Origin of the sequence: Oryzobacter faecalis (assembly GCF_046764005.1) — a bacterium.
Lineage (GTDB): Bacteria > Actinomycetota > Actinomycetes > Actinomycetales > Dermatophilaceae > Oryzobacter > Oryzobacter faecalis.
Map to the genome: position 1 here is coordinate 1 of NZ_JBKOFW010000014.1, position 22,265 is coordinate 22,265.

The 22,265-nt window shown below is 74.2% G+C and carries 25 protein-coding genes; 15 read left to right on the forward strand and 10 right to left on the reverse strand.

Translation table 11 applies throughout. The annotated features are described in order from the left end of the window. The coding region (locus ACK8HX_RS16890; protein ID WP_411941884.1) for an HNH endonuclease signature motif containing protein at positions 1-1,060 on the forward strand (1,060 nt) is incomplete at its 5' end. 60 nt (positions 1,061-1,120) lie between these two features. Here the strand turns inward: ACK8HX_RS16890 and ACK8HX_RS16895 are convergent. Further along, a complete protein-coding gene (locus ACK8HX_RS16895) occupies positions 1,121-1,645 on the reverse strand; it encodes an NUDIX domain-containing protein (protein WP_411941885.1) in 525 nt (174 codons plus the stop codon). Positions 1,646-1,655: 10 nt separating this feature from the next. Further along, positions 1,656-2,669 (reverse strand): serine hydrolase domain-containing protein, encoded by a 1,014-nt coding sequence (locus tag ACK8HX_RS16900; protein ID WP_411941886.1) that lies wholly within the window; start codon positions 2,667-2,669, stop codon positions 1,656-1,658. Positions 2,670-2,723: 54 nt separating this feature from the next. On the opposite strand from ACK8HX_RS16900, the gene ACK8HX_RS16905 reads away from it, so the two are divergent. Genes ACK8HX_RS16905 through ACK8HX_RS16915 form a run of 3 tightly spaced genes read left to right on the forward strand, consistent with a single transcriptional unit; the run spans position 2,724 to position 4,688 of the window. Then, positions 2,724-3,908, forward strand: coding sequence for a DNA recombination protein RmuC (locus ACK8HX_RS16905; protein ID WP_411941887.1), 1,185 nt, complete (start codon positions 2,724-2,726; stop codon positions 3,906-3,908). 55 nt (positions 3,909-3,963) lie between these two features. Next, the gene (locus ACK8HX_RS16910) at positions 3,964-4,293 is read left to right on the forward strand and encodes a PadR family transcriptional regulator (protein ID WP_411941888.1); all 330 of its coding nucleotides are present in this window, start codon (positions 3,964-3,966) and stop codon (positions 4,291-4,293) included. Positions 4,294-4,316: 23 nt separating this feature from the next. Next, positions 4,317-4,688, forward strand: a complete 372-nt coding sequence (locus ACK8HX_RS16915; RefSeq protein ID WP_411941889.1) for a hypothetical protein — start codon at positions 4,317-4,319, stop codon at positions 4,686-4,688. A gap of 10 nt (positions 4,689-4,698) precedes the next feature. On the opposite strand, the gene ACK8HX_RS16920 is transcribed toward ACK8HX_RS16915, so the two are convergent. Then, a complete protein-coding gene (locus ACK8HX_RS16920) occupies positions 4,699-5,172 on the reverse strand; it encodes a GNAT family N-acetyltransferase (RefSeq protein WP_411941890.1) in 474 nt (157 codons plus the stop codon). A gap of 19 nt (positions 5,173-5,191) precedes the next feature. After that, the gene (locus ACK8HX_RS16925; RefSeq protein ID WP_411941891.1) at positions 5,192-6,205 is read right to left on the reverse strand and encodes a 4-hydroxy-3-methylbut-2-enyl diphosphate reductase; all 1,014 of its coding nucleotides are present in this window, start codon (positions 6,203-6,205) and stop codon (positions 5,192-5,194) included. Positions 6,206-6,291: 86 nt separating this feature from the next. On the opposite strand from ACK8HX_RS16925, the gene xseA reads away from it, so the two are divergent. From xseA to ACK8HX_RS16940, 3 genes are read left to right on the forward strand one after another with little or no spacing between them, the layout of a single operon-like run. Further along, positions 6,292-7,563 (forward strand): exodeoxyribonuclease VII large subunit, encoded by a 1,272-nt coding sequence (gene xseA, locus ACK8HX_RS16930; RefSeq protein WP_411941892.1) that lies wholly within the window; start codon positions 6,292-6,294, stop codon positions 7,561-7,563. Beyond that, positions 7,560-8,330 carry a type I methionyl aminopeptidase gene (gene map, locus ACK8HX_RS16935; protein WP_411941893.1) on the forward strand — a complete coding sequence of 257 codons (771 nt, stop codon included), beginning with the start codon at positions 7,560-7,562 and terminating at the stop codon, positions 8,328-8,330. The genes xseA and map overlap by 4 nt, the downstream gene beginning before the upstream one ends. Positions 8,331-8,340: 10 nt before the next feature. Beyond that, entirely contained in the window at positions 8,341-8,607 is a 267-nt protein-coding gene (locus ACK8HX_RS16940) for an exodeoxyribonuclease VII small subunit (RefSeq protein ID WP_411941894.1), read from the forward strand. A 24-nt stretch (positions 8,608-8,631) separates the two neighbouring features. Here the strand turns inward: ACK8HX_RS16940 and ACK8HX_RS16945 are convergent, their stop codons facing one another. The 5 genes from ACK8HX_RS16945 to ACK8HX_RS16965 form a co-directional block, all read right to left on the reverse strand. Continuing rightward, on the reverse strand, positions 8,632-9,189 hold the full coding sequence (locus tag ACK8HX_RS16945) for a DUF4245 domain-containing protein (RefSeq protein ID WP_411941895.1): 558 nt from the start codon (positions 9,187-9,189) through the stop codon (positions 8,632-8,634). 64 nt (positions 9,190-9,253) lie between these two features. After that, positions 9,254-10,729: a hypothetical protein gene (locus ACK8HX_RS16950; RefSeq protein WP_411941896.1), complete on the reverse strand. Its 1,476-nt coding sequence runs from the start codon at positions 10,727-10,729 to the stop codon at positions 9,254-9,256. Positions 10,730-10,745: 16 nt separating this feature from the next. Further along, positions 10,746-11,333, reverse strand: coding sequence for a hypothetical protein (locus ACK8HX_RS16955; RefSeq protein ID WP_411941897.1), 588 nt, complete (start codon positions 11,331-11,333; stop codon positions 10,746-10,748). 54 nt (positions 11,334-11,387) lie between these two features. Continuing rightward, entirely contained in the window at positions 11,388-12,002 is a 615-nt protein-coding gene (locus ACK8HX_RS16960; RefSeq protein WP_411941898.1) for a hypothetical protein, read from the reverse strand. Further along, positions 11,992-12,486: an RNA polymerase sigma factor gene (locus ACK8HX_RS16965; protein WP_411941899.1), complete on the reverse strand. Its 495-nt coding sequence runs from the start codon at positions 12,484-12,486 to the stop codon at positions 11,992-11,994. The genes ACK8HX_RS16960 and ACK8HX_RS16965 overlap by 11 nt, the downstream gene beginning before the upstream one ends. A 192-nt stretch (positions 12,487-12,678) precedes the next feature. On the opposite strand from ACK8HX_RS16965, the gene glpX reads away from it, so the two are divergent. The 8 genes from glpX to ACK8HX_RS17005 are packed head-to-tail and all read left to right on the forward strand — an operon-like array spanning position 12,679 to position 20,837. Next, the gene (glpX, locus tag ACK8HX_RS16970; RefSeq protein WP_411941900.1) at positions 12,679-13,674 is read left to right on the forward strand and encodes a class II fructose-bisphosphatase; all 996 of its coding nucleotides are present in this window, start codon (positions 12,679-12,681) and stop codon (positions 13,672-13,674) included. A 3-nt stretch (positions 13,675-13,677) separates the two neighbouring features. After that, positions 13,678-14,613 (forward strand): carbohydrate kinase family protein, encoded by a 936-nt coding sequence (locus ACK8HX_RS16975; protein ID WP_411941901.1) that lies wholly within the window; start codon positions 13,678-13,680, stop codon positions 14,611-14,613. After that, on the forward strand, positions 14,613-16,316 hold the full coding sequence (locus ACK8HX_RS16980) for a fumarate hydratase (RefSeq protein ID WP_411941902.1): 1,704 nt from the start codon (positions 14,613-14,615) through the stop codon (positions 16,314-16,316). Before ACK8HX_RS16975 ends, ACK8HX_RS16980 begins: the two co-directional genes overlap by 1 nt. Then, positions 16,316-16,810 (forward strand): beta-class carbonic anhydrase, encoded by a 495-nt coding sequence (locus tag ACK8HX_RS16985; protein ID WP_411941903.1) that lies wholly within the window; start codon positions 16,316-16,318, stop codon positions 16,808-16,810. Before ACK8HX_RS16980 ends, ACK8HX_RS16985 begins: the two co-directional genes overlap by 1 nt. Continuing rightward, a complete protein-coding gene (locus ACK8HX_RS16990; RefSeq protein ID WP_411941904.1) occupies positions 16,807-17,655 on the forward strand; it encodes an MOSC domain-containing protein in 849 nt (282 codons plus the stop codon). Before ACK8HX_RS16985 ends, ACK8HX_RS16990 begins: the two co-directional genes overlap by 4 nt. Positions 17,656-17,665: 10 nt before the next feature. Continuing rightward, positions 17,666-19,039 carry a GH1 family beta-glucosidase gene (locus ACK8HX_RS16995; protein ID WP_411941905.1) on the forward strand — a complete coding sequence of 458 codons (1,374 nt, stop codon included), beginning with the start codon at positions 17,666-17,668 and terminating at the stop codon, positions 19,037-19,039. Next, on the forward strand, positions 19,036-20,271 hold the full coding sequence (gene lhgO / locus ACK8HX_RS17000) for an L-2-hydroxyglutarate oxidase (protein ID WP_411941906.1): 1,236 nt from the start codon (positions 19,036-19,038) through the stop codon (positions 20,269-20,271). The genes ACK8HX_RS16995 and lhgO overlap by 4 nt, the downstream gene beginning before the upstream one ends. Further along, positions 20,268-20,837 carry a dihydrofolate reductase family protein gene (locus ACK8HX_RS17005; RefSeq protein WP_411941907.1) on the forward strand — a complete coding sequence of 190 codons (570 nt, stop codon included), beginning with the start codon at positions 20,268-20,270 and terminating at the stop codon, positions 20,835-20,837. Before lhgO ends, ACK8HX_RS17005 begins: the two co-directional genes overlap by 4 nt. Positions 20,838-20,867: 30 nt before the next feature. On the opposite strand, the gene glmM is transcribed toward ACK8HX_RS17005, so the two are convergent. Next, positions 20,868-22,217, reverse strand: a complete 1,350-nt coding sequence (gene glmM, locus ACK8HX_RS17010; RefSeq protein ID WP_411941908.1) for a phosphoglucosamine mutase — start codon at positions 22,215-22,217, stop codon at positions 20,868-20,870. Positions 22,218-22,265: the final 48 nt, after the last annotated feature.

A 22,265-nucleotide genomic window follows, 5' to 3' on the forward strand; every position in this document is an offset into this window, starting at 1 on the left:
GGCCCTCACCGACCTCGTCACCGCCCAGGCCACCGTCACCATCTCCCTGGTCCTCACCACCCCCGCCGACACCACCGACACGACCGACACCACGGTGAGCGCGGCGCCGGGCAGTGAGGGCACCAGGACCGAGGCGACATGCCCCGCGGCGGCGAGCACGCGCCGCGGCGGCGACCTCGTCGAGGTCCGCGGGATGCGCCCCGGCGAACCGGCCCTGGTCCCGCGCGCCTGGGTCGAGCAGCTCCTCACCGCCACCACCGGCACCGGCGGTCGGACCGCCCGCCGGGCCTGGGGGCGAACCGGACCACCCGCACCCCCCGGACCACCCGGGCGCCCCGGGCGCCCACCGGACCGTGAGGTCGGGGCCGGGTTCGAGGTGTCGGTGTCCACCGTGCCCTGCCACCCCGAAACCGGCGCCCTCCAGCCCGACCCCGCCATCCCCGACGTGCTCGGGTACCGGCCACCGCCCTGGCTGGCCGCCCTGGTCAAGGCCCGCGACGGACGCTGCCGCTTCCCCGGCTGCTCGGTCGCCGCCCGCTCCTGCGACCTCGACCACGTCCGGCCCTGGCCGGCCGGCCCCACCGCCGCGGACAACCTCGCCGCACTGTGCCGTCGCCACCACCGCATCAAACAACGCCCCGGCTGGACCGCCCGCATGATGCCCGGCGCCGTCCTCGAATGGACCGACCCCACCGGGCGCGTCACCCCCACCCACCCACAGGACGCCCTCCACGGCGCCGTCCTCCCCGCCCCCGACCCCGCAAACGACCCTGACGGACCCACCAACACCCCCGGCGAGCCCGCCGACCTCGGTGACACGAGGTGCGGCGTCCAGCTCGAGCACCTCCTGCAACGGCTCCCCGGCGCCACGGTGTGGACCCGAGCCTGCCCCCGCGACCGCCGGCTCAGCGTCGTCCACGCCCGACTGGCCGGGCGCGACGAGGCCGGGACGGAAACGACCGCGCGGCACGTCGACGGACCCTCGTGCCCGGCCGGGCCTCCCCCGTCGTGGCGCGGCGCGGAACCCCATGCGGACCGGGTCGGCGTCCCGCCGTTCTGACTCCACCCGGCCCGAGGAACCGGCCTTCTGACCCGCCCCGCGCTCGCGCGCCGGGAATGCTCAGCGCACGCGGCCGTCGACCGGCTCGGAGTTCTCGAGGTAGAGCGGCACGGGGGCGTCGACCGCGAGCTCGACCATCCGCGCGGTGTAGGGCGCCACGTGCTCGCCGGCCGCGCCGGCGGACACCCAGTGCGCCCCGGCGATCTCGCGCCGCAGGAAGCGGCGCGGGTCCAGCTCACCGGTCTCGTGGGTGCCGAGGTCGAACAGGTACAGGATCGCGTCGTCCCAGCCACGCCACGGAGGGAGCCAGTTGACGGCGAGCAGCCGGCCGACCGAGACGTCGATCCCCAGCTCCTCCTCGACCTCCCGCTCCACGCACGTGGCCGGCGACTCCCCCGGGTCCACGACACCGCCGGGGAGGTCCCACTCCTTCTTGTAGCTGAGCTCGCAGAGGAGCACCTCACCCGCGGGGTTCCGCAGGACCCCCTGCGCGATCGTCCGCTTCTTCGGGAGCCGTGCGTTGAGGATCGAGATGCGGCGCAACCGATCCCGCTCGGTCTCGGGACGACGCGGCCGGTCGGGCATGCCGCCGACCCTACCCGGCACGTCGCGCCCCTTCCTCGACCGCGTGCTGGAGCAGCGCCATCCCGACACCCTCGACCGACCGCGGCGTCGCGGAGACGAGGGCGACCCCCGCGCCGGCCGCCCGGTCGAGGGCGACGACGCTGCGAAACCCCCCGGTGCCGCCGTTGTGCCACGTGAGGGTGACGTCGCGACGCGTCATCGTCATCCACGCCGCCCCGATCCGCAGGCGGGAGCCGCGCAGGTCGGCGACCGGGTCGAGCGCCGCGAGGCCGGGAGCGGTGCCGTCGAGCAGGGACGCCACGAGGCGGCCGAGGTCACCGACGGTCGACCGGATGCCGCCCGCGGGACCGAGCCCCTCACCCGTCCAGGCCTCCCGGTCGCGGCCGCCACGGGACCGGCCGAGGACGGCGCACGGGCCGAGCTCGGTGGGCCGCGCCGGGACGGACGTCGCGGTGAGGCCGAGCGGCGCGGCGATGCGGTCGCGCACCAGGGCGGCGTACGTGGTCCCCGCGGCCGCGGCGACCGCGTGGCCCAGGAGCATGAACCCGAGGTTGGAGTAGGTCGGGCGGGGCGGCCCCACGGGTGTCGAGCGGGCGGCCTCGAGGACCTCGTCGAGCGTCTCGCCGTAGGGGTTGGTGCCGTGGCGGAGGAGGTCCCAGGTGAGCCGGAGCGACGCCGTACCCGCGGCGAGGCGGGGCAGGCCCGAGCGGTGCACGGCGAGGGAGCCGAGGGTCACGCCGGCCACGTCGGAGCCACCCAGCGGGAGGACGTCGCCGAGCCGGGTCGCGTCCGTCACCTCGCCGCGGTCACGGGCGTCGGCGAACAGCAGCCCGGTGACGCCCTTGGACACCGAGCCGATCTCGACCTCGGCGGCCAGTGGCACGCCGACCGCAGCCGTCCGCACCCCGCCCGGGTCGACGAGTGCGACGACGAACCGCGGGTGGTGGCGGCCGAGGCGCCGTGCGGCCCGAGCCGCCAGCCCTTCGTCGCCGTGGCGTGCGGCCCCCTCGGGGTGTTCGCTCATGTCGGGGCCAACGCCTCCGACCCCCTGTCGGTGCCGCGTGGGAGGGTCTGCGCCATGAGCGGATGGGTGTGGGCGCTGGTCGGGCTCGTCGTCGGGGCGGGCGCGGCCGTCGTGCTGTCGCGCCTGGTGTTCGCGGCGAGGTCGGCCGCTCTGGCGACCGAGCGCGACCTGCTCCGCGAGCGGGTCGTCGACCTCGAGACCTCGCTCGCCGAGGACATGGAGACTGCCGCGCTGCTCGCACCGCTCAAGGACGCCCTCGTGCGCGTCGAGTCGCAGGTGGGCACGCTCGAACGCGACCGGGTCGAGCAGTTCGGCTCGCTGCGCGCTTTGCTGGCCCGCGTCGAGGGCGAGACCCAGGGCCTGGGACGGGCCACGGCCTCGCTCGCCGGCTCGCTGCGCTCCTCCACCGTGCGAGGGGCGTGGGGAGAGGTGCAGCTGCGCCGCGTCCTCGAGTCGGCCGGGATGATGGCGCGCTGCGACTTCGACGAGCAGGTCTCCGCCGTGTCGGCGCACGCGCGGGGGGTGCGCCCCGACGTCGTCGTCCGCCTGCCCGGCGACAAGGTCCTCGTCGTCGACGCCAAGGCACCGATGGCGGCGTTCCTCGACGCACAGTCCGACGACCTCGACGACGACGAGCGGACCCGACTGCTCGCCGAGCACGCGGCGGGGCTGGGGCGGCACGTGGCCGCGCTGGCCGCCAAGGAGTACTGGTCCGCCTTCCGCCAGGGTCCGGAGATGGTCGTCTGCTTCGTCCCCTCCGACGCCATGCTCGCGGCCGCCCTCGCCGCGCAGCCCGGGCTGCACGAGAAGGCCCTCGGCCAGCGCGTCGTGCTCGTCGGACCGGGGTCGCTCCTGGCGCTGCTGCGCACCGTCGCGTTCACGTGGCAGCAGGACGCCCTCTCGCACAGCGCCCGCCAGCTGCTCGACCTCGGCCGCGACCTCTACGGGCGGCTGGGCACGCTCGGAGCCCACACGGCCAAGGTGGGCCGCAGCCTCCAGAGCAGTGTCGAGGCCTACAACGCGATGATCGGAGCACTCGAGTCGCGCGTGCTCGTGTCGGCCCGCCGGATGGCCGAGCTCGACCTCGTCGGCGACGAGCTGCCGGTCCTCGCGCCCGTCCAGACCGCACCCCGCCCGCTCACGGCGCACGAGCTCATCGACGCGGCCACGGCGCAGGAGGCCCGCGCCGAGCTGCTCCTCGACGTCGAGGTGCCGCGCCCTCGCCGTGGGGTGGGCTGACCCCCTCGCCCCAGCATGGTTGTCCTCGATGGAGGGGGCTAGGTAGAGTACGACCATGGCGCGCGCCCCGAGGATGACCATGGCGACCCAGCTCGTCCTGCGCGCCCTGCTCGCCGACCCGACCGGCGAGCTCTACGGGAGCGAGATCGGGGAGGCAGCCGGCCTGATGAGCGGCACGGTCCACCCGATCCTCGCGCGCCTCGAAGCGGCCGGTTGGGTGCAGTCGCGCTGGGAGGACGTCGACCCACAGGTCGCCGGCCGCCCCGCCCGCCGCTACTACACCGTGACCGGCGAGGGCGTCCAGCAGGCCCGCGCCGCCCTGGCGCGCGTCCCCCGGCCCCACCCCGGCCGGCTCGCGCCCCGTCCGGAGCCCGGCCTGCCATGACCGGGTCGGGCACGTCGCGCGGCGTGACCCCGACGGCGCGAGTCCTCGTGGGCGCCGCCACCGCCACGCTGCCCTCGGGAGCCGGGCGCGAGCGCTACCACCTCGAGCACCTCGCCGAGCTGCACGCGCTCCCCCGAGGAGACCAGGTCCGCTATGCCCTCGGGGCGCTCGCGACGTCGTGGGCGCTGCGCAGGGCCCTCACCCCGGAGGCCGAGATGAGCACCATCCCCACCCCGTCGGCAGTGCCGCTGCTCTGCCGGCTCCGCCTGCACCACCACTGGCGCACCGAACACAACGAGGCGGGCGAGGCGTACCGGCGCTGCACCCGCTGCGGTAAGGACGCCACCGGCGACCCACCGCGCGGCACCCCGAAGCACCCGCTGCCCTACGGCTGACCGGACCGGCCTACAGGTCCATCTCGTAGTGGAACGTCAGGGGCCCGCCCTCGCCCTCGGTGCGGCGGAACCCCTCGGCCTCGTAGAGGTGGCGGGCGGCGACGTCGTCCTCGCTCGTCGCGAGGTCGAGGTAGTCACAGCCCCGCGCCCGCGCGCGCTCGACCGCGGCCCGCAGCAGGCGTCGCCCGATGCCGGTCCCGCGGGACGACGGCGCCACGTAGAGCTCGGCGAGGTAGCACTCGTCGGCCAGGGACCAGAGCGAGGGCCGGTAGCGCAGGACGCACACGGCCGTCGCACTGTCGGACGACACCGCGTCGGCAGCACCGTCGAGGAGGACGTCGGTCGCCCCCGCGCCGACGAGCTCGGCCACCCGGGCCGCGAGCGCCTCTGAGCCCGGCGAGGGGTCGTCGTACTCGGTGTTGAAGTCGTGCAGCAACCGGCCTGCCACGGCGAAGTCGGCGGCGGTGGCGGCGACGTGGCTCACGGCAGCGGCTGCGGCGGCGTCAGTGCAGTGACCCGGCGGCCTCGAACGAGGCGTCGTGCCGCATCTTGTCGGACTTGCCGGCGGCCTTGAGGTCGCGGCGGATCTCGGTGGGCAGGCTGAACATGATCGACTCCTCGGCCGCCACGACCGGCGCGACGTCCTCGTACCCGCGGGCGGCCAGGTACTCGAGGACCTCTCGCACGAGGATCTCCGGCACCGAGGCACCGGAGGTCACCCCCACGGTCGACACGCCCTCGAGCCACGTCTCGTCGATCTCGTCGGCGTAGTCGACGAGATGGCCTGCGCGAGAACCGTGCTCGAGCGCGACCTCGACGAGGCGCACGGAGTTCGACGAGTTGCGCGAGCCGATGACGATCATGAGGTCGCAGTCGGCCGCCATCTGCTTCACCGCGAGCTGCCGGTTCTGGGTGGCGTAGCAGATGTCGTCGCTCGGCGGGTCCTGGAGCGAGGGGAACCGCTCGCGCAGCCGGCGCACCGTCTCCATCGTCTCGTCGACCGACAACGTGGTCTGCGAGAGCCACACGACCTTGTCGGGGTCGCGGACGGTGACGTGGGCGACGTCGTCGGGACCGTCGACGAGCTGGATGTGGTCGGGGGCCTCACCGGAGGTGCCGACGACCTCCTCGTGGCCCTCGTGGCCGATGAGGAGGATGTCGTAGTCGGCGTCGGCGAAGCGCACGGCCTCGCGGTGGACCTTCGTGACGAGCGGGCAGGTCGCGTCGATGGTCCGCAGCGACAGCGCGCGCGCCTCGTCGTGGACGACCGGGGCGACGCCGTGCGCCGAGAACACGACGGTGGCGCCCTCGGGCACCTCGTCGGTCTCGTCGACGAAGATCGCGCCGCGCTTCTGCAGGGTCGTCACCACGTGCTTGTTGTGGACGATCTCCTTGCGCACGTACACCGGTGCACCGTAGAGCTCGAGGGCCTTCTCGACCGTCACCACGGCCCGGTCGACGCCCGCGCAGTACCCGCGCGGGGCAGCGAGGAGGACGCGCTTGGTGGGGTCAGCCATGCCTCCCATCGTAGGTGGCGGCCACGGGCCGCCCGAATCGGCGCCCGCCGTGGCCCTGACGGACCCCCGGCCTAGAGTTCGGTGGCGTGAGCACCACCCCGCCGCGCCCGGCCCTGCCCGAGCGCGCCGTCGACACCACGGCCGAGCAGCCGTGGCCGGTGCGCCTGCTCTCGATGAAGATCGGCGAGTACGTCGAGAAGATGTCGGTGCTCTGGGTCGAGGGGCAGGTCGTCCAGCTGACCCGCCGCCCCGGCGCCCGCACCGCCTACCTGACCCTGCGCGACCCCGATGTCGACATGAGCCTGTCGGTCTCGATCCACGTCAACGCCCTCGACGCGATGCCCGGGCCGCTCACCGAGGGCGCGCGCGTCGTCCTGCAGGCCAAGCCGTCGTTCTGGACCCAGCGCGGCAGCCTCGTGCTCGATGCGCGGCAGATCCGCCCGGTCGGCGTCGGCGAGCTCCTCGCCCGCCTCGAGTACCTCAAGCGGCACCTCGCGCAGGAGGGTCTGTTCGACCGCGACCGCAAGCAGCCGCTGCCGTTCCTCCCGCGACGAGTCGGGCTCGTCTGCGGCCGCGCCAGCGCGGCCGAGCGCGACGTCGTCGAGAACGCCCTGCGCCGTTGGCCGGCCACGCAGTTCGAGGTCCGCCAGGTGGCCGTCCAGGGCGCCACCGCGGTCACCGAGGTCACCACCGCCCTCGCCGAGCTCGACGCCCACCCCGAGGTCGACGTCGTCGTCATCGCCCGCGGTGGCGGCAGCGTCGAGGACCTCCTGCCGTTCAGCAACGAGGCGCTCCTGCGGGCCGTGGCCGCCGCGCGCACCCCGGTCGTCAGCGCGATCGGCCACGACGTCGACACCCCGCTCCTCGACCTCGTCGCCGACCACCGCGCCTCCACGCCCACCGATGCCGCGAAGGCCGTCGTCCCCGACGCCGAGGCCGAGCGGGCGGCTGTCGTGCGCGCGCGCGAGCGGGCCCACCGGGCCCTCTCGGCGCGGCTGCACCACGAGCGGCGCCGGCTCGTCGAGCTGCACTCCCGCCCCGTCCTCGCCGACCGGGCTGCCTTCGTCCACGGGCAGCGCGACGTGGTCGAGGCGCTGCGCGCCCGGGCCCACGGCCGCGTCGAGGCCCAGCTGCACCGCGCCCACGACCACCTCGCCCACCTGCGCTTCCAGGTGCGTGCCCTGTCGCCGCAGTCCACCCTCGACCGCGGCTACGCCATCGTCCAGCAGGCCGACGGCACGGTCGTCACGGACCCCGCGGAGCTCGGGGTCGGCGACCTCCTCCGCGTCAGGGTCGCCCGTGGCGACTTCGGGGTCCGCACCGTCGGCGCGATCGACCCTCGAGGAGACGACCGGTGATCGAGGTCCTCAGCCCCCGCGAGGTCGACCGTGGGCGGCGCACGGGCGCCCTCGTCGGCTCCGTCCTCCAGACGCTGCGCGAGCGCACGGCCGTGGGCACCGACCTCCTCGACATCGACCGCTGGGCGAAGGAGCTGATCCTCGAGGCCGGCGCCACGTCCTGCTACGTCGACTACGAGCCCTCGTTCGGCCGCGGCCCGTTCGGCCACCACATCTGCACCTCGGTCAACGACGCCGTCCTCCACGGCCTCCCCCACCGTCGCCGGCTGGCCGACGGCGACCTGCTCACCCTCGACCTCGCCGTCCTCCGGGACGGCATCGCCGCCGACGCCGCCATCAGCTTCGTCGTCGGCGAGGCGCGGCCACCGGGCAGCACCGCCCTCATCGAGGCGACCGAGCGGGCGCTCGCGGCCGCCATCGACGTCGCGGGGCCGGGAGTCCACCTCGGCGACGTCTCACACGCCATCGGGTCGGTCCTCACCGGCGCCGGCTACCGGGTCAACACCCAGTTCGGCGGCCACGGCATCGGCTCGACGATGCACCAGGACCCCCACGTCGCCAACACCGGCAGGCCCGGGCGCGGGCTGCGGCTGCGGCCCGGGCTGCTCCTCGCCATCGAGCCGTGGGTCATGGCCGACACCGACCGCCTCGTCACCGACGCCGACGGCTGGACCCTGCGCAGCGCCACGGGCTGTCTCACCGCCCACACCGAGCACACGGTCGCCATCACCGAGGACGGCGCCGAGGTCCTCACCCTCCCCGGCTAGGCTGCCCGGCATGGCGAAGAAGGCGCAGGCCACCGACGGCGAGGCCCCGACCCCGGACGCGCCGGACACGCCGGAGGCGGCGGGCGAGCACGCCGACGTCGCCGCGCTCGGCTACGAGCAGGCCCGCGACGAGCTCGTCGACATCGTCGCCCGCCTCGAGAACGGGCAGGCCGGGCTCGAGGAGAGCATGCGCCTCTGGGAGCGCGGCGAGGTCCTCGCGGCGCACTGCGGCCGGTGGCTCGACGCCGCCGAGGCCCGCGTCACCGGCCAGGACTGACCCCGCCGCTCGGGCTCCCACCGATCAGGGGGTGACGGGCTCGAGGTGGGTCGCGAGCTCGGCCATCTCCTCGAAGGACGCGGTGCCGGTGAGGAGGGTCGTCAGCGCGCCCGGGTCGGTCGGCTCGTTGAGGAGGCTGTTCTGGACCTTGGTGTCACGCACGAACTTCGTCCACGTGAGGCCGGCCGCCTCGAGGGTGCCCTCGCGCGGAGCCCGGTTGGTCTGCGCGTCGACCCACGCCCGGCTCGGGTCCTTCGTCTGCTCGACGGCGACGTAGGTGCCCGCCGGGGTCTGGTACCCGGCGTGCCAGGTCATGAAGCCGTCGGTCGTGCGGACGTACCGGGCCGAGGTCGCGGTCCAGCCCTCGGGCAGCCCGACGGCCTCGAGGACCGGCCACCCCGACCGCTTCGCGACGTCGACGGCGGTCGCGTGGATGTCGACGGGCGGCCCGCTCACCGAGTTGACCCGGGGCACGAGGAGGACGAGCACCGCGACCATCCCGAGGACCGCGAGCAGCGACAGGACGAGGTTCTGCGCCGACCCCATCGAGTAGCGGCTGCGCGGGGCGGTGGGCGTGCTCACCCCCCTATCGTCGCCGACGGGCGACGCGGACGCCCAATCGCCCCCGAGCGGGTGTCGAAGGGCGTCAGTCCCAGGCCGGGAACGGCGTCGCGTCGCACGGCGAGGCGTCGGGTGCGGTCGTCGGGTCCGCCACCCACGGGTTGCGGATCGCGAGGACGCACGGGTGCGACCCGGCGACGTCGTGCGTCGCCCCGCGGACGGACACCGCGCCGTCGAACCACTCCGCCCGGCTCCAGGAGTCGAGGTGCCCCGTGAGGACGAGCGTCGGCACCCGGGCGGACTCGGTGACCGGCTCGGTGGCCGGGACGTCCCAGACGGCGCACGCCTCCACGTAGGGGCTGTCACCGAACACCTCCTGGTAGACGGGCTCCGTCTCCCGGGGGGCCCGGCCGGACCTGAGGTCCGGGCAGACCTGTGACAGGTACGCGCCCAGGCTGAAGCCGGGCTTCGTGCACAGCGGCCGGTGACCGAGGCAGTGGTCGGGGTCGCTCGCGACGACGCGCGCGAGGGTGGGGTGCACCTCACCGCCGGCCGCCGTGGTGATGACCCGCGGCAGGTCCTCGACGTAGGTGGGGCCGTCGCCGCCGAGCATCGCCCGCACCGCCCGCAGCAGCCTCGGCGCGTCGACGCGCACCTCGCCACGGTCCGCCCGACCCAGCAGCGGGCGCGCAGCCGCCCGGTCGAGTGCCTGCTGCCAGCTCCGCTCGAGGTCGGGGTACCGGGTCGCACAGCGCGGGTCCTCGCGGCACTCGTCGAACAGCGCCGCCAGTGCGGACCGGGTTCCCTCCGCGCCCTTGGCGTGGGGGCCCGTGTCGACGGCTCCCGGCGAGTCCTTGACGACCGCCCGCACCCGGTCCGGGTACGCGGACGCGAAGCGGTCACTGACCGCGGCCATGTCCCCGTAGGTCACCAGGGCGTGCCAGCGGTCGACACCCAGGGCCGACCGGAGTGCCTCCAGGTCGGCGACGACGTCGTCCGGGCCGAAGAGCGAGAGGTCGACACCCCCTCCCACGAGCCGCTCCCGGCACGCCTTCACCGCGGCGACGAAGCGGTCCCGGCCGGCGTCATCCGGTTCCGGGGCGGCGACCGCCCCCAGCCCGGCCGCCTCCGTGCAGTCGAGGGCGAGCCCGCCGCCCGGGCCGACGCCACGCGGCGCGACGCTCACGACGGCGACGCCCAGGCGCTCCGCCAGCAGGCTCATCAGACCCGGCTCGTGCGCCGGTTCGCCGGCGTTGAAGCCGACGCTGGCGGCAGCCTCCGCCGGGGGCTCCTCCCCGACGGGCCAGGCCTGGACGACCTCCAGCCCGAGCACGGGGCCCTCGGCGTCCCGGTGGTCGACCGGCACCGTCAGCGTCCCGCACCGGTGCGGCGTGGTCACCGAGATCGTCACCTGGCCGGGGCACTCCTGCCACGACAGCCGTGGCCCCGAGGACGACGGGTCACGTGGGCGCTCACCCGCCGGGTCGCCCGGGGGGTCTCCGGGTGAGCAGGCGCCGGCCGAGAGGACGACCAGGGCCGCCGCGACGAGGGTGCGCCTCATGGCGTCTCCACCTGCCTCACCGGCGGGTGAAGGTGCCTTCCATCACCAGGCGGGTGACGAGCGCGTCGACGGGGTCGCCGTCGGAGGTCAGGTCGTCGACGGTGAGGGTCAGCCGGTCGCCCTCGACCGACCAGGTGAACGCGGCGGCGCAGTCGGGGCACCCCTCGCTGTGGCTGGTGGCCACCCAGCGGCCCTCGGCGTCGTAGCCGGCGGTTCCCCGGTCGCCCAGCACCAGCCCGGCCGTGCCGTCCTCCTCCATGAACTGCGCCCAGTCCCGCCCCGCGACCCTGAGCTCGATGTCGTTCTCGCCGTCCGCGCCCAGGTGCTGCCGCGCGACCTCCGGCGGCACCCCGAGCATCGTCGCATCGGCCATGGTCGCCGTCCTGGTCCACGTCCCGTCGGGGATGGCCGAGCCGCCGGGTGCGGTGGCGCGGACCCCACCCTCACCGGCCGTCGACGCCGGCGCAGGAGCCGCGGTGGTCGTCGCGCTCGTTCCCGCCGGGCCCGCGGCGTCGCCCGTCGCTGCCCCTCCGCAGCCGCCGAGCGCCAGGGCGACCAGCAGGGTGGCGGCGGTTGCGTGGATCGCCGTCATCGTCGTCGTCATGGTCGGCCTCGTCTCCTCGGTGCCGTCCCTCGCACGGACGGCCTCACCCCTGAGTCAGCCACGGGACCCGGCTGCGGTTGACACGGTCCACACGGAATCCTCGAAGAAGGCCGCTCGGGTCGCGCACGGGTCCGAGACCTCCTCGAACTCGACCCGTTCTCCGACGGCGAGCCAGCGGTAGATGCCGGTCCCCTCGCCGGCGCACAGGTCCGCGCCGAACACCGTCGTCCTGAAGGTGGAGCGGTCGGCCGTGTAGAGGGCCCCGGTCACCACGCCGTCGTACCCCTCGGGCGCGAGGACGTCGAGGGTCGCGTTCCCGTTGAGCCGGATCGTCCACCGCCCGGCGAGCTCCGCCGGCGTCGTCACCACTCCGTCGAGCCCACCACGCAGCGCGGTGGGGTTCGCGCCCCGCGTCGGGGCGACCGCCGTGGCGGACGAGGACGGCACGCCCGCCGGCAGGTCACGCGGCGACCTTCCCAGATCCGTCCAGCCGACCAGCCCGGCCACGACAGCGGCCGCCGCCGCCGCGGCCACGAGCCCCAGGGCGGCGCCGCGGCGACGGATGGCGTGCCCGCGGTCGCGCACCAGGTCGAGCGCGACGTCGACCTCGGGGGCGACGGTGTCCGCCTGCTCGGTCAGGGCCGCCCGCAACCGCTCGTCAACCGACATGGTCGCCCACCTCCTCGCGCAACAGCACGGCAAGACGTTGCCGGGCCCGGAACAGGTGCTGCTTCACGGTCGACTCCGAGACGCCGAGGTCCGCCGCGATGTCGGCGACGGGCTCGTCGGCCCAGTAGTGCAGGACGACGGCCGCCCGCTGCATGGGACTGAGCGTGCGCACCGCACGGGCGACGTCCGGGTCGGGCAGGTGCGACAGCTCCTCCTCGACCGCCACGAGCCGCTCGCGCTCGCCGCGCATCCGCTCACGCCGCACGTGCTTGACAGCCCGCTGGACCGCCACCCGGCGCACCCAGGCGTCGGGCCGCTCGTACCCCTGGAGCGTCGACCAGCGGCGGTACAGCTCGAGGAAGGCGTCCTGCCCGATCTCCTCGGCACGACCACGGTCGTGCACGATGAGGAAGACGGTGCGCACGATCCGCGGGTAGGCAGCGCGGAACCACCAGTCGAACTCCGCGCTCGCCTCCGCCCGCATCGCCCGTCCTCTCCCGTGGCGCCTCACGGGGTGACAGCCACGACCTGCGCGCCGGGTTGACACCCTCCCCTCCGAGAATCCGCGCAGCACGGGCGCGTGGGCAAGCCCGCGGCCCCCGGCGCTAGGGTGTTTTCCGCGCCCGGACGCCGCCCGCGCGCCCCGCCGGACCGTCACCGCAGACCGAAGGACGCAATGCCCGACAGCCCCGCCCTCTACCCCGACCGCAACCTGGCCCTCGAGCTGGTCCGGGTCACCGAGGCCGCCGCGATGGCCGCGGGCCGCTGGGTCGGCCGGGGCGAGAAGAACCTCGCCGACGGCGCCGCGGTCCAGGCGATGCGCAGCCTCATCTCCACCGTGTCGATGCAGGGCACCGTCGTCATCGGCGAGGGCGAGAAGGACGACGCCCCGATGCTCTTCAACGGCGAGCGCGTCGGCGACGGCACCGGCCCCGAGGTCGACGTCGCGGTCGACCCCATCGACGGAACCACGCTGTGCGCCAAGGGGATGCCCGGCGCGATCGCCGTCCTCGCCGTCACCGACCGCGGGGGCATGTACGACCCGAGCGCCGTCTTCTACATGGACAAGCTCGTCGCCGGACCCGAGGTCGCCGACGTCGTCGACATCCGGCTGCCGGTGGTCGAGAACATCCGGCGGATCGCCAAGGTCAAGAAGGAGACCCCGGAGGACGTCACGGTCGTCATGCTCGACCGCCCGCGCCACGAGCGGCTCGCCCAGGAGGTCCGCGACAGCGGCGCGCGCATCCGCTTCATCTCCGACGGTGACGTCGCCGGTGCCATCGCCGCAGCGCGCGAGACCTCCGGCATCGACCTCCTCCTCGGCGTGGGCGGCACCCCCGAGGGCATCATCACCGCCGTGGCCATCAAGTGCATGGGCGGGGTCATCCAGGGAAGGCTCTGGCCCAAGGACGACGAGGAGCGACAGAAGGCGCTCGACGCCGGCCACGACCTCGACCGCGTCCTCACCACCGACGACCTCGTGACGAGCGAGCACTCGTTCTTCGTCGCCACCGGCATCTCCGACGGCGAGCTCCTCCACGGCGTCCGCTACCGCGGCGGCCGGGCCACGACGAACTCCATCGTCATGCGGAGCAGGTCGGGAACGATCCGGCTCATCGAGAGCCACCACGACCTCGAGCGCACCGCGGGCCTGCCGCACCGGGAGGACTGAACCGTGACCGCCCAGCCCACCGACACCGGATCCGTCGTCGTCATCGGCGAGCTGCTCGTCGACATCGTCCACACTCCCGACGGCGCGTCGGCCGAGCACGTCGGCGGCTCCCCCGCCAACGTCGCCCTCGGCATCTCGCGCCTGGGCCACGAGACCTGCTTCGCCACCCTCGTCGGCTCCGACGCGCGTGGCCTGCGCTGCCGCGAGCACGTCGAGGCCGGAGGTGTCAGGCTCCTGCCGGGCAGCACGAGCGACGCGCACCCGACCTCGACCGCCGTCGCCACGCTCGACGAGTCGGGCGCCGCCTCGTACGTGTTCGACCTCCACTGGAACCTTCCGCCGGTCCAGCTGCCCGCGGACACCGTCCACGTGCACACCGGCTCCATCGCCACGACCCTCGAACCGGGCGAGGCCGAGGTCACGGCCGCGCTGCGCCGCGCCCGTCCCACCGCCACCGTGTCCTACGACCCCAACGCCCGGCCCACGATCATGGGTGAGCCGGATGACGTCCGCCGCCGGGTCGAGGAGCTCGTCGCCCTCTCGGACGTCGTCAAGTGCTCCGAGGACGACATCCACTGGCTCTACCCGGGCGACGACCCGGCCACGGTGATGGCCCGCTGGGTCGGGCTCGGCGCCGGTCTCGCCGTCGTGACCCTCGGTGGCGACGGTGTCGCCTGGCGGACTGCGCGCGGCGAGCAGGCGAACGAGGAGGCGCGCGTCAAGGACGTCGTCGACACCGTCGGCGCCGGCGACTCCTTCATGGCCGGGCTCGTCTCGGGCCTGCTGGACCTCGGCCTGCTCGGCGGGCCCGGTGCCCGCGAGCGCCTGCGCGCCGCCGGCCTGCAGGACGTCCACCCCGCGATCGACCGGGCCCTCGCGACGAGCGGGCTCACGGTGCGCCGCGCCGGCGCCTACGCCCCGACCCGAGAGGAGATCTGATGGCCGACTTCGCCTACGAGGACCTGCTGCCGGTCGGTGCCGACGAGACGCCCTACCGGCTCCTGAGCACCGAGGGGGTCGAGGTCGTCGACGGACCCGGTGGACGCTCGTTCCTCCAGGTCGCGCCCGAGGCGCTGCGCCTCCTCACCGAGACCGCGATGCACGACATCGCGCACTACCTGCGCCCGGCCCACCTCCAGCAGCTCGCGAACATCCTCGAGGACCCCGGGGCGAGCAACAACGACAAGTTCGTCGCGCTCGACCTGCTGAAGAACGCCAACATCGCCGCCGGCGGCATCCTCCCGATGTGCCAGGACACCGGCACGGCGATCGTCATGGGCAAGCGCGGCCAGCACGTCCTCACCGAGGGGCGCGACGAGGAGGCCGTGAGCCGCGGCGTCTACGACGCCTACACCCGCCTCAACCTGCGCTACTCGCAGATGGCGCCCGTCACGACCTGGGAGGAGCGAAACACCGGGACCAACCTCCCCGCGCAGGTCGAGCTCTACGCCGACACCGCGCCGGGACACGAGACGACCTACAAGTTCCTCTTCATGGCCAAGGGCGGCGGCAGCGCCAACAAGTCCTTCCTCTACCAGGAGACGAAGGCGATCCTCAACGAGGCGTCGATGATGCGCTTCCTCGACGAGAAGCTGCGCAGCCTCGGCACCGCGGCCTGCCCGCCGTACCACCTGGCCATCGTCATCGGCGGCACGAGCGCCGAGTTCGCGCTCAAGACAGCCAAGTACGCCAGCGCGAAGTACCTCGACCACCTCCCGAAGGCGGGCGACCCCGCGACCGGCCACGGGTTCCGCGACACCGAGCTGGAGGAGAAGGTCCTCGGGCTGACCCGCGAGCTCGGCATCGGCGCCCAGTTCGGCGGCAAGTACTTCTGCCACGACGTCCGGGTCGTCCGACTCCCCCGGCACGGCGCGTCGCTGCCCGTCGCCATCGCGGTCTCGTGCTCGGCCGACCGGCAGGTGCTCGGCAAGATCACGCCGGAGGGGGTCTTCATCGAGCAGCTCGAGACCGACCCCGCGCGCTTCCTCCCCGAGCAGACCCACGAGGGCCTCGAGGACGCCGAGGGCGTCAGCGGCACCGGGGCGGGCGCGGTCGTCGAGATCGACCTCAACCGGCCGATGGACGAGATCCTCGCCGAGCTGACGAAGCACCCGGTCAGGACCCGCCTCTCGTTGAGCGGCCCGCTCGTCGTCGCCCGCGACATCGCCCACGCGAAGATCAAGGAGCGCCTCGACGCCGGCGAGGAGATGCCGCAGTACCTCAAGGACCACCCCGTCTACTACGCCGGCCCCGCCAAGACGCCCGAGGGGATGCCGTCGGGGTCGTTCGGCCCGACCACTGCCGGACGGATGGACTCCTACGTCGACCAGTTCCAGGCGGCCGGCGGTTCGATGGTCATGCTCGCCAAGGGCAACCGCAGCCAGCAGGTGACCGACGCGTGCAGGGCGCACGGCGGGTTCTACCTCGGGTCCATCGGCGGTCCCGCCGCGCGGCTCGCCCAGGACTGCATCAGGAGCGTCGAGGTCATCGAGTACCCCGAGCTGGGGATGGAGGCGATCTGGAAGATCGAGGTCGTCGACTTCCCCGCCTTCATCGTCGTCGACGACAAGGGCGAGGACTTCTTCGCCGCGGTGACCAGACCGGTCGCCTTCACCATCGAGAAGAGGACAGGACTGCTGTGATGACGGGCTTCGAGGACCTGCTCGCCGCCAACCGCACCTACGCCGAGACCTTCGACCACGGGGGCTTCGACGGTGTCGCCCAGGCCGGCGTCGCGATGGTCACGTGCATGGACTCCCGGATCGACCCGCTGCGCATGGTGGGCCTGAAGCCCGGCGACGCGAAGATCTTCCGCAACCCCGGCGGGCGAGTGACGCCCCAGGCCCTCGAGGCCCTCGTCCTCGGCGTGCACCTGCTCGGCGTGCGGCGGGTGCTCGTCGTGCCGCACACCCGGTGCGCGATGGCCTCGCACACCGAGCGCGAGCTGCGACGCCGCGTCGGTGAGTCGGCGGGCACCGACGCCTCGTGGCAGCGGTTCGGCGTCGTCCACGACCAGGTCGACGCGCTGCGGCAGGACGTCGCAGCCGTCCGCACCCACCCGCTCATCGGCGACCGTGCCGAGGTCGGCGGGTTCATCTACGACGTCGACACAGGCCTGCTCAAGCAGGTCGTGTGACGGTCCGCCTCGCCGGGGTGTCGGTCCACCCCGTCAAGAGCACGGCGGTCCGGGCGGTCGAGCGCTCGGAGGTCGAGCCCTGGGGCCTCGTCGACGACCGCCGCTGGATGGTCGTCGACCCGACGGGCGAGTGCCTCACCGCCCGCGAGGAGCGCCGCCTCCTGGGCATCACCGCCTCGACGCCGACGACCGACCCGGGCCAGGAGGCCCCGCTGCGACTGAGTGCGAAGGGCCTCGATCCGCTGGATGTCGCCGTGCCACAGGGCGATCCGGTCGCGGTCACGGTGCACGGCCGCCCGCTCACGGGAGTCGTCGTCGACGACGGCGCCGGAGCCTGGCTGCGCGACGCCGTCGGGCACGACGACCTCCGGCTCGTCCACGTGCACCGTCCTCGACCGCTCAACCCGCGGCACTCCCGCCCGGGTGACGCGACCGCCTTCGCCGACGCCTACCCCGTCACCCTCGCGAGCGCCGTCTCGTTGCGCCGCCTCGCCGACTGGGTCGCCGAGACCGCTCTCGAGCGGGGCGAGGAGCCGGCCTCGATGCCGATGGCCCGCTTCCGCCCCAACCTCGTCGTCGACGGCGACCTCGAGCCGTTCGAGGAGGACCGCTGGAGCGCGGTCACGGTCGGCGCCACCCGTTTCCGCGTCGTCAAGGCCGTCGACCGGTGCGTCCTGACGACGGTCGACCCCGCGACGCTGGAGAAGGGCCACGAGCCGATCCGCACCCTCGCGCGGCACCGGAAGTGGGAGGGCGCGACGTGGTTCGCGATGCAGCTCGTCCCCGAGGTCGGCGACGTCCGGGGCCTGGTCTCCGTCGGCGACGGGGTGACCCCCGAGCGGTAGCGTGAGCCGCATGACGACCTCCGGCCTGTCCTTCCCCGACGGCTTCGTCTGGGGCGCCGCCACGGCGAGCTACCAGATCGAGGGAGCGCACGACGAGGACGGCCGCAGCCCGTCGATCTGGGACACCTTCAGCCGCACCCCCGGCAAGGTCCTGGGCGGCGACACCGGTGACGTCGCGTGCGACCACTACCACCGGTACCCGGAGGACGTCGCGCTGATGAAGGAGCTCGGCCTCGACGCCTACCGCTTCTCGGTGGCGTGGCCGCGCGTCATCCCCACGGGCACCGGAGCCGTGAACCGCAAAGGGCTCGACTTCTACTCCCGACTCGTCGACACGTTGTTGGACAGCGGGATCCGCCCCGTCGTGACCCTCTACCACTGGGACCTCCCCCAGGTCCTCGACGACCGGGGCGGCTGGCTCGACCGCGACAGCGCCGAGTGGTTCACCGAGTACGCGGCGGCGACGGTCAGCGCCCTCGGCGACCGCGTGACGAACTGGACGACCTTCAACGAGCCGTGGTGCAGCTCGATCCTCAGCTACTGCGTCGGCGCGCACGCGCCCGGCCACACCGACGGCGCCGAGTCGCTCGCCGTCGCGCACCACCTCATGCTCGCCCACGGCACGGCGGTGCCCGTCATCCGCGAGCACGCCCCTGGCGCCGAGGTCTCGATCACCCTCAACCCCACCCACGTCTGGGGACCCGAGGACGGCGACGAGGACGACGCCGACGCCGTGCGCCGGGCCGACAACGCCTTCAACGGGATCTTCTTCGGGCCCCTCTTCCACGGCGCCTACCCCGAGGGCTTCCTCGACGACACCGCCTACCTCACCGACCACGCGTTCATCCACGACGGCGACCTCGCCACCATCTCGGCGCCGCTGGACAACCTCGGCGTCAACAACTACTTCCCCACCCGCGTCCGAGCCGCGCGCGGCGACGAGGCGGGCAGCACCTCGATCCCCGGCGGCCCGAGGGTCGTCGAGGTCGCGCCGCGCCCTCCGCTCACCGGGATCGGCTGGGAGCAGTCCCCCGAGGCGCACCGCCTCATCATCGAGCGGTCCGCCCGCGAGTCGAACCTGCCCCTCTACATCACCGAGAACGGCTCGGCGTGGCCGGACACCGTCGATGCCGACGGCCAGGTCCACGACGCCGACCGGGTCGCCTACCTCCGGGGTCACCTCGGCGCCGTGTCCGACGCCATCGCGAACGGCACGGACGTCCGCGGGTACTTCGCGTGGAGCCTGCTCGACAACTTCGAGTGGGCCTTCGGCTACAGCCAGCGGTTCGGCATCGTGCACGTCGACTACGACACCCAGGTGCGCACCGTGAAGGACTCCGGCCGCGAGTACGCACGGATCATCGCCGAGCAGAAGGGTCGATGACGGCCCGCCGAGGCCGCCGCGTGGCGGTCGTCGGGGGCGGGATCGTCGGCCTGGCGGTGGCCGAGCGGCTCGTCCGAGACCACCCGGGCACGCAGGTGACGGTGCTCGAGAAGGAGCACGACTGGGCCCGCCACCAGAGCGGGCGCAACAGCGGCGTCGTCCACTCGGGCCTGTACTACGCGCCGGGCAGCCTCAAGGCCCGCTGGTGCCGCGCCGGGGCCGGCGCCCTGCTCGACCTCGCGGCCGCCGAGGGCGTCCCGCACGCGGTGACCGGCAAGCTCGTCGTCGCCACCGACCCCGCCGAGCTGCCGCGGCTCGACGCCCTCGAGGAACGGGGCCGCGCCAACGGCCTCGCGGTGCGGCGGCTCTCGGCCGGTGAGGCCCGCGAGCACGAGCCGCACGTCGCCGCGGTGGCGGCCCTGCACGTCCCCGAGACGGCCGTCGTCGACTACGGCGCCGTGTGCGCCGTCCTCGTGGCCCGGCTGCGCGAGGCGGGCGCCTACCTGCGACCCGGCACGGAGGTCACCGGTGGGAGCACGCACGCCGACGAGGTCGTCCTCCTCACGAGCCGCGGCGAGGTCGCGGCCGACCTCGTCGTCAACTGCGCTGGCCTGCACACCGACCGGGTGGCCCGCCTCCTCGGTCACCGCCCGTCGGTGCGCATCGTCCCGTTCCGCGGCGAGTACCTCTCGCTCACCGAGGGCGCCGCGCCGCTCGTCCGCGGACTCGTCTACCCGGTCCCCGACCCGGCGCTCCCCTTCCTCGGCGTCCACCTGACCCGGGGGGTCGACGGCCACGTCCACGCCGGGCCGAACGCCGTCCTCGCCCTCGCCCGTGAGGGGTACGGCTGGGCCGAGGTCGCGCCGCGCGACGTCGTGGCCACGGTGGGCTACCCCGGGTTCTGGCGCCTGGCGCGCCGGCACGCGCGCAGCGGGGCCGAGGAGGTCCGACGCTCCCTGTCCCGCCGGCGCTTCGTGGAGGACGTCCGCCGCCTCGTCCCGGACCTCGGGCCCGGGGACCTCGTCGCGGCCCCGGCGGGCGTGCGCGCGCAGGCGGTGCGCCCGGACGGGACCCTCGTCGACGACTTCCTCGTCGAGCGGTCGGGCCGGGGGGTGCACGTCCTCAACGCGCCGTCCCCGGCCGCCACGGCCTCCCTGGAGATCGCGCGCCACGTCGTGGGCCTGCTCGACGAGGACGACCGCGGCGCGCACCGGGGGAGGGCAACGGGATGAGACCACTGCGGTACTCGATCAACGTCACCCTCGACGGCTGCTGCCACCACGAGGCAGGGCTCCCTCCCGACGAGGAGTCGATGCGCTACTGGACCGCCGAGATGGAGCGCGCCGATGCCCTGCTGTTCGGCCGGGTGACCTACCAGATGATGGAGTCGGCCTGGCGACGGCCGCCCAGCGGCACCTGGCCGGACTGGATGGACGAGTGGGAGGTCCCGTTCGCCGAGGCCATCGACGCGACGAGGAAGTACGTCGTGTCGAGCACGCTCGGCGAGGTCGACTGGAACGCCGAGCTGGTGCGCGGCGACGTGGGGCAGGCGGTCCGGCGGCTCAAGGAGGAGCCGGGTGAGGGCCTGTTCGTGGGTGGGGTGACGCTCCCCCTGGCGCTGGCGGACCTGGGACTGGTCGACGAGTTCGTGTTCGTCGTGCAGCCGGTCGTGGCCGGGCACGGACCGACGTTGCTCGCCGGCCTGCGCGAGCGCATCCGGCTCGACCTCGTGGACCGGCAGGAGTTCCGGTCGGGGGCGGTCGCCCTGCGGTACCGGCCCGCGGAAGCACCCGCCTGACGGGGTCACAGGGGATACGAGCGCTGCCCGTCAGAGGGCGAGCCGCTCCTTGACCACGCCGGCGAGGCGGTCGGCGGTCGCGCGGGCCTCGTCGTGCGTGCCGGCCTCGACCATGACGCGCACGACGGGTTCGGTGCCGGACTTGCGCAGCAGCACCCGGCCCGACCCGGCGAGCACCGACTCGGCCTCGCGGACGGCCTCCTGCAGGCCCTCGTCGGACTCGACGCGGCTCTTGTCGACGCCCTTGACGTTGACGAGCACCTGCGGCAGGCGGGTCATGACGGCGGCCAGCTCGGAGAGCGGCTTCTGGGTCGCGGCGACCCGGGCGACGAGCATGAGCCCGGTGAGGACGCCGTCGCCGGTGGTGCCGTGGTCGAGCATGATGACGTGGCCCGACTGCTCGCCACCGAGCGAGTAGCCGCCCGCGCGCATCTCCTCGAGGACGTAGCGGTCACCGACACCGGTCTGCCGCACCGTGATCCCCTCGCGCTCCATCGCCTGGAGGAGCCCGAGGTTGCTCATGACGGTGGCGACGAGGGTGTCGTGCGCGAGCCGGCCCCGCTCCTTCATGGCGAGGGCGAGGATCCCCATGATCTGGTCGCCGTCGACCTCGTTGCCGTGGGCGTCGACGGCGAGGCAGCGGTCGGCATCGCCGTCGTGGGCGATCCCCAGCTCGGCGCCGTGGGCGACGACGGCCGCCTTGAGCGGGCCGAGGTGGGTCGAGCCGAAGCCGTCGTTGATGTTGAGCCCGTCGGGGGAGGTGCCGATCTCGACGACCTCGGCCCCGGCGAGGCGGAAGACCTCGGGCGAGACCTGGCTGGCGGCGCCGTGCGCCGCGTCGATGACGACCTTCGTGCCGTCGAGGGTGTTCGGGAGGACGCGCAGCAGGTGGGCGATGTAGCGGGTGTGGCCCTCCTGCATCGTCACGACCCGGCCGACGTCGGCCCCGAGGGGGCGGGTCCAGCGCTCGCCGATGGCGGCCTCGATGGCGTCCTCGACCTCGTCGGCCAGCTTGTGCCCGCCCCGGGCGAAGAACTTGATGCCGTTGTCGGGCATCGCGTTGTGCGACGCCGAGAGCATGACGCCGAAGTCGGCGCCGGTGTCGGCGGTGAGGTAGGCGACCGCCGGGGTGGGCAGCACCCCGGCGTTGTAGACGTCGACCCCGGCGCTGGCGAGACCGGCGATGACCGCGGCGGCGAGGAACTCGCCCGAGGCGCGCGGGTCGCGGCCGACGACGGCCTTCGGCCGGTGGCCCGGGTCCGCACCGGCCTGGCCCAGCACGCGGGCGGCGGCGACGGAGACGGACAGGGCCAGCTCGGCGGTGATGAGCGGGCCGTTCGCGAGGCCGCGGACACCGTCGGTGCCGAACAGTCGAGACATGGAGAGCCTTTCCCGTGGGTGCAACTGACGAACCTACTCCGGACAGGC

What these genes read in the sequence shown, in the direction of transcription:
- ACK8HX_RS16895 (WP_411941885.1), bottom strand. Translation starts at nt 1,645, where the DNA reads ATGCCCGACCGGCCGCGTCGTCCCGAGACCGAGCGGGATCGGTTGCGC.
- ACK8HX_RS16900 (WP_411941886.1), bottom strand. Translation starts at nt 2,669, where the DNA reads ATGAGCGAACACCCCGAGGGGGCCGCACGCCACGGCGACGAAGGGCTG.
- ACK8HX_RS16905 (WP_411941887.1), top strand. Translation starts at nt 2,724, where the DNA reads ATGAGCGGATGGGTGTGGGCGCTGGTCGGGCTCGTCGTCGGGGCGGGC.
- ACK8HX_RS16910 (WP_411941888.1), top strand. Translation starts at nt 3,964, where the DNA reads ATGGCGCGCGCCCCGAGGATGACCATGGCGACCCAGCTCGTCCTGCGC.
- ACK8HX_RS16925 (WP_411941891.1), bottom strand. Translation starts at nt 6,205, where the DNA reads ATGGCTGACCCCACCAAGCGCGTCCTCCTCGCTGCCCCGCGCGGGTAC.
- ACK8HX_RS16940 (WP_411941894.1), top strand. Translation starts at nt 8,341, where the DNA reads ATGGCGAAGAAGGCGCAGGCCACCGACGGCGAGGCCCCGACCCCGGAC.
- ACK8HX_RS16950 (WP_411941896.1), bottom strand. Translation starts at nt 10,729, where the DNA reads ATGAGGCGCACCCTCGTCGCGGCGGCCCTGGTCGTCCTCTCGGCCGGC.
- ACK8HX_RS16955 (WP_411941897.1), bottom strand. Translation starts at nt 11,333, where the DNA reads ATGACGACGACGATGACGGCGATCCACGCAACCGCCGCCACCCTGCTG.
- ACK8HX_RS16960 (WP_411941898.1), bottom strand. Translation starts at nt 12,002, where the DNA reads ATGTCGGTTGACGAGCGGTTGCGGGCGGCCCTGACCGAGCAGGCGGAC.
- ACK8HX_RS16965 (WP_411941899.1), bottom strand. Translation starts at nt 12,486, where the DNA reads ATGCGGGCGGAGGCGAGCGCGGAGTTCGACTGGTGGTTCCGCGCTGCC.
- glpX (WP_411941900.1), top strand. Translation starts at nt 12,679, where the DNA reads ATGCCCGACAGCCCCGCCCTCTACCCCGACCGCAACCTGGCCCTCGAG.
- ACK8HX_RS16980 (WP_411941902.1), top strand. Translation starts at nt 14,613, where the DNA reads ATGGCCGACTTCGCCTACGAGGACCTGCTGCCGGTCGGTGCCGACGAG.
- ACK8HX_RS16985 (WP_411941903.1), top strand. Translation starts at nt 16,316, where the DNA reads ATGACGGGCTTCGAGGACCTGCTCGCCGCCAACCGCACCTACGCCGAG.
- ACK8HX_RS16995 (WP_411941905.1), top strand. Translation starts at nt 17,666, where the DNA reads ATGACGACCTCCGGCCTGTCCTTCCCCGACGGCTTCGTCTGGGGCGCC.
- lhgO (WP_411941906.1), top strand. Translation starts at nt 19,036, where the DNA reads ATGACGGCCCGCCGAGGCCGCCGCGTGGCGGTCGTCGGGGGCGGGATC.
- ACK8HX_RS17005 (WP_411941907.1), top strand. Translation starts at nt 20,268, where the DNA reads ATGAGACCACTGCGGTACTCGATCAACGTCACCCTCGACGGCTGCTGC.
- glmM (WP_411941908.1), bottom strand. Translation starts at nt 22,217, where the DNA reads ATGTCTCGACTGTTCGGCACCGACGGTGTCCGCGGCCTCGCGAACGGC.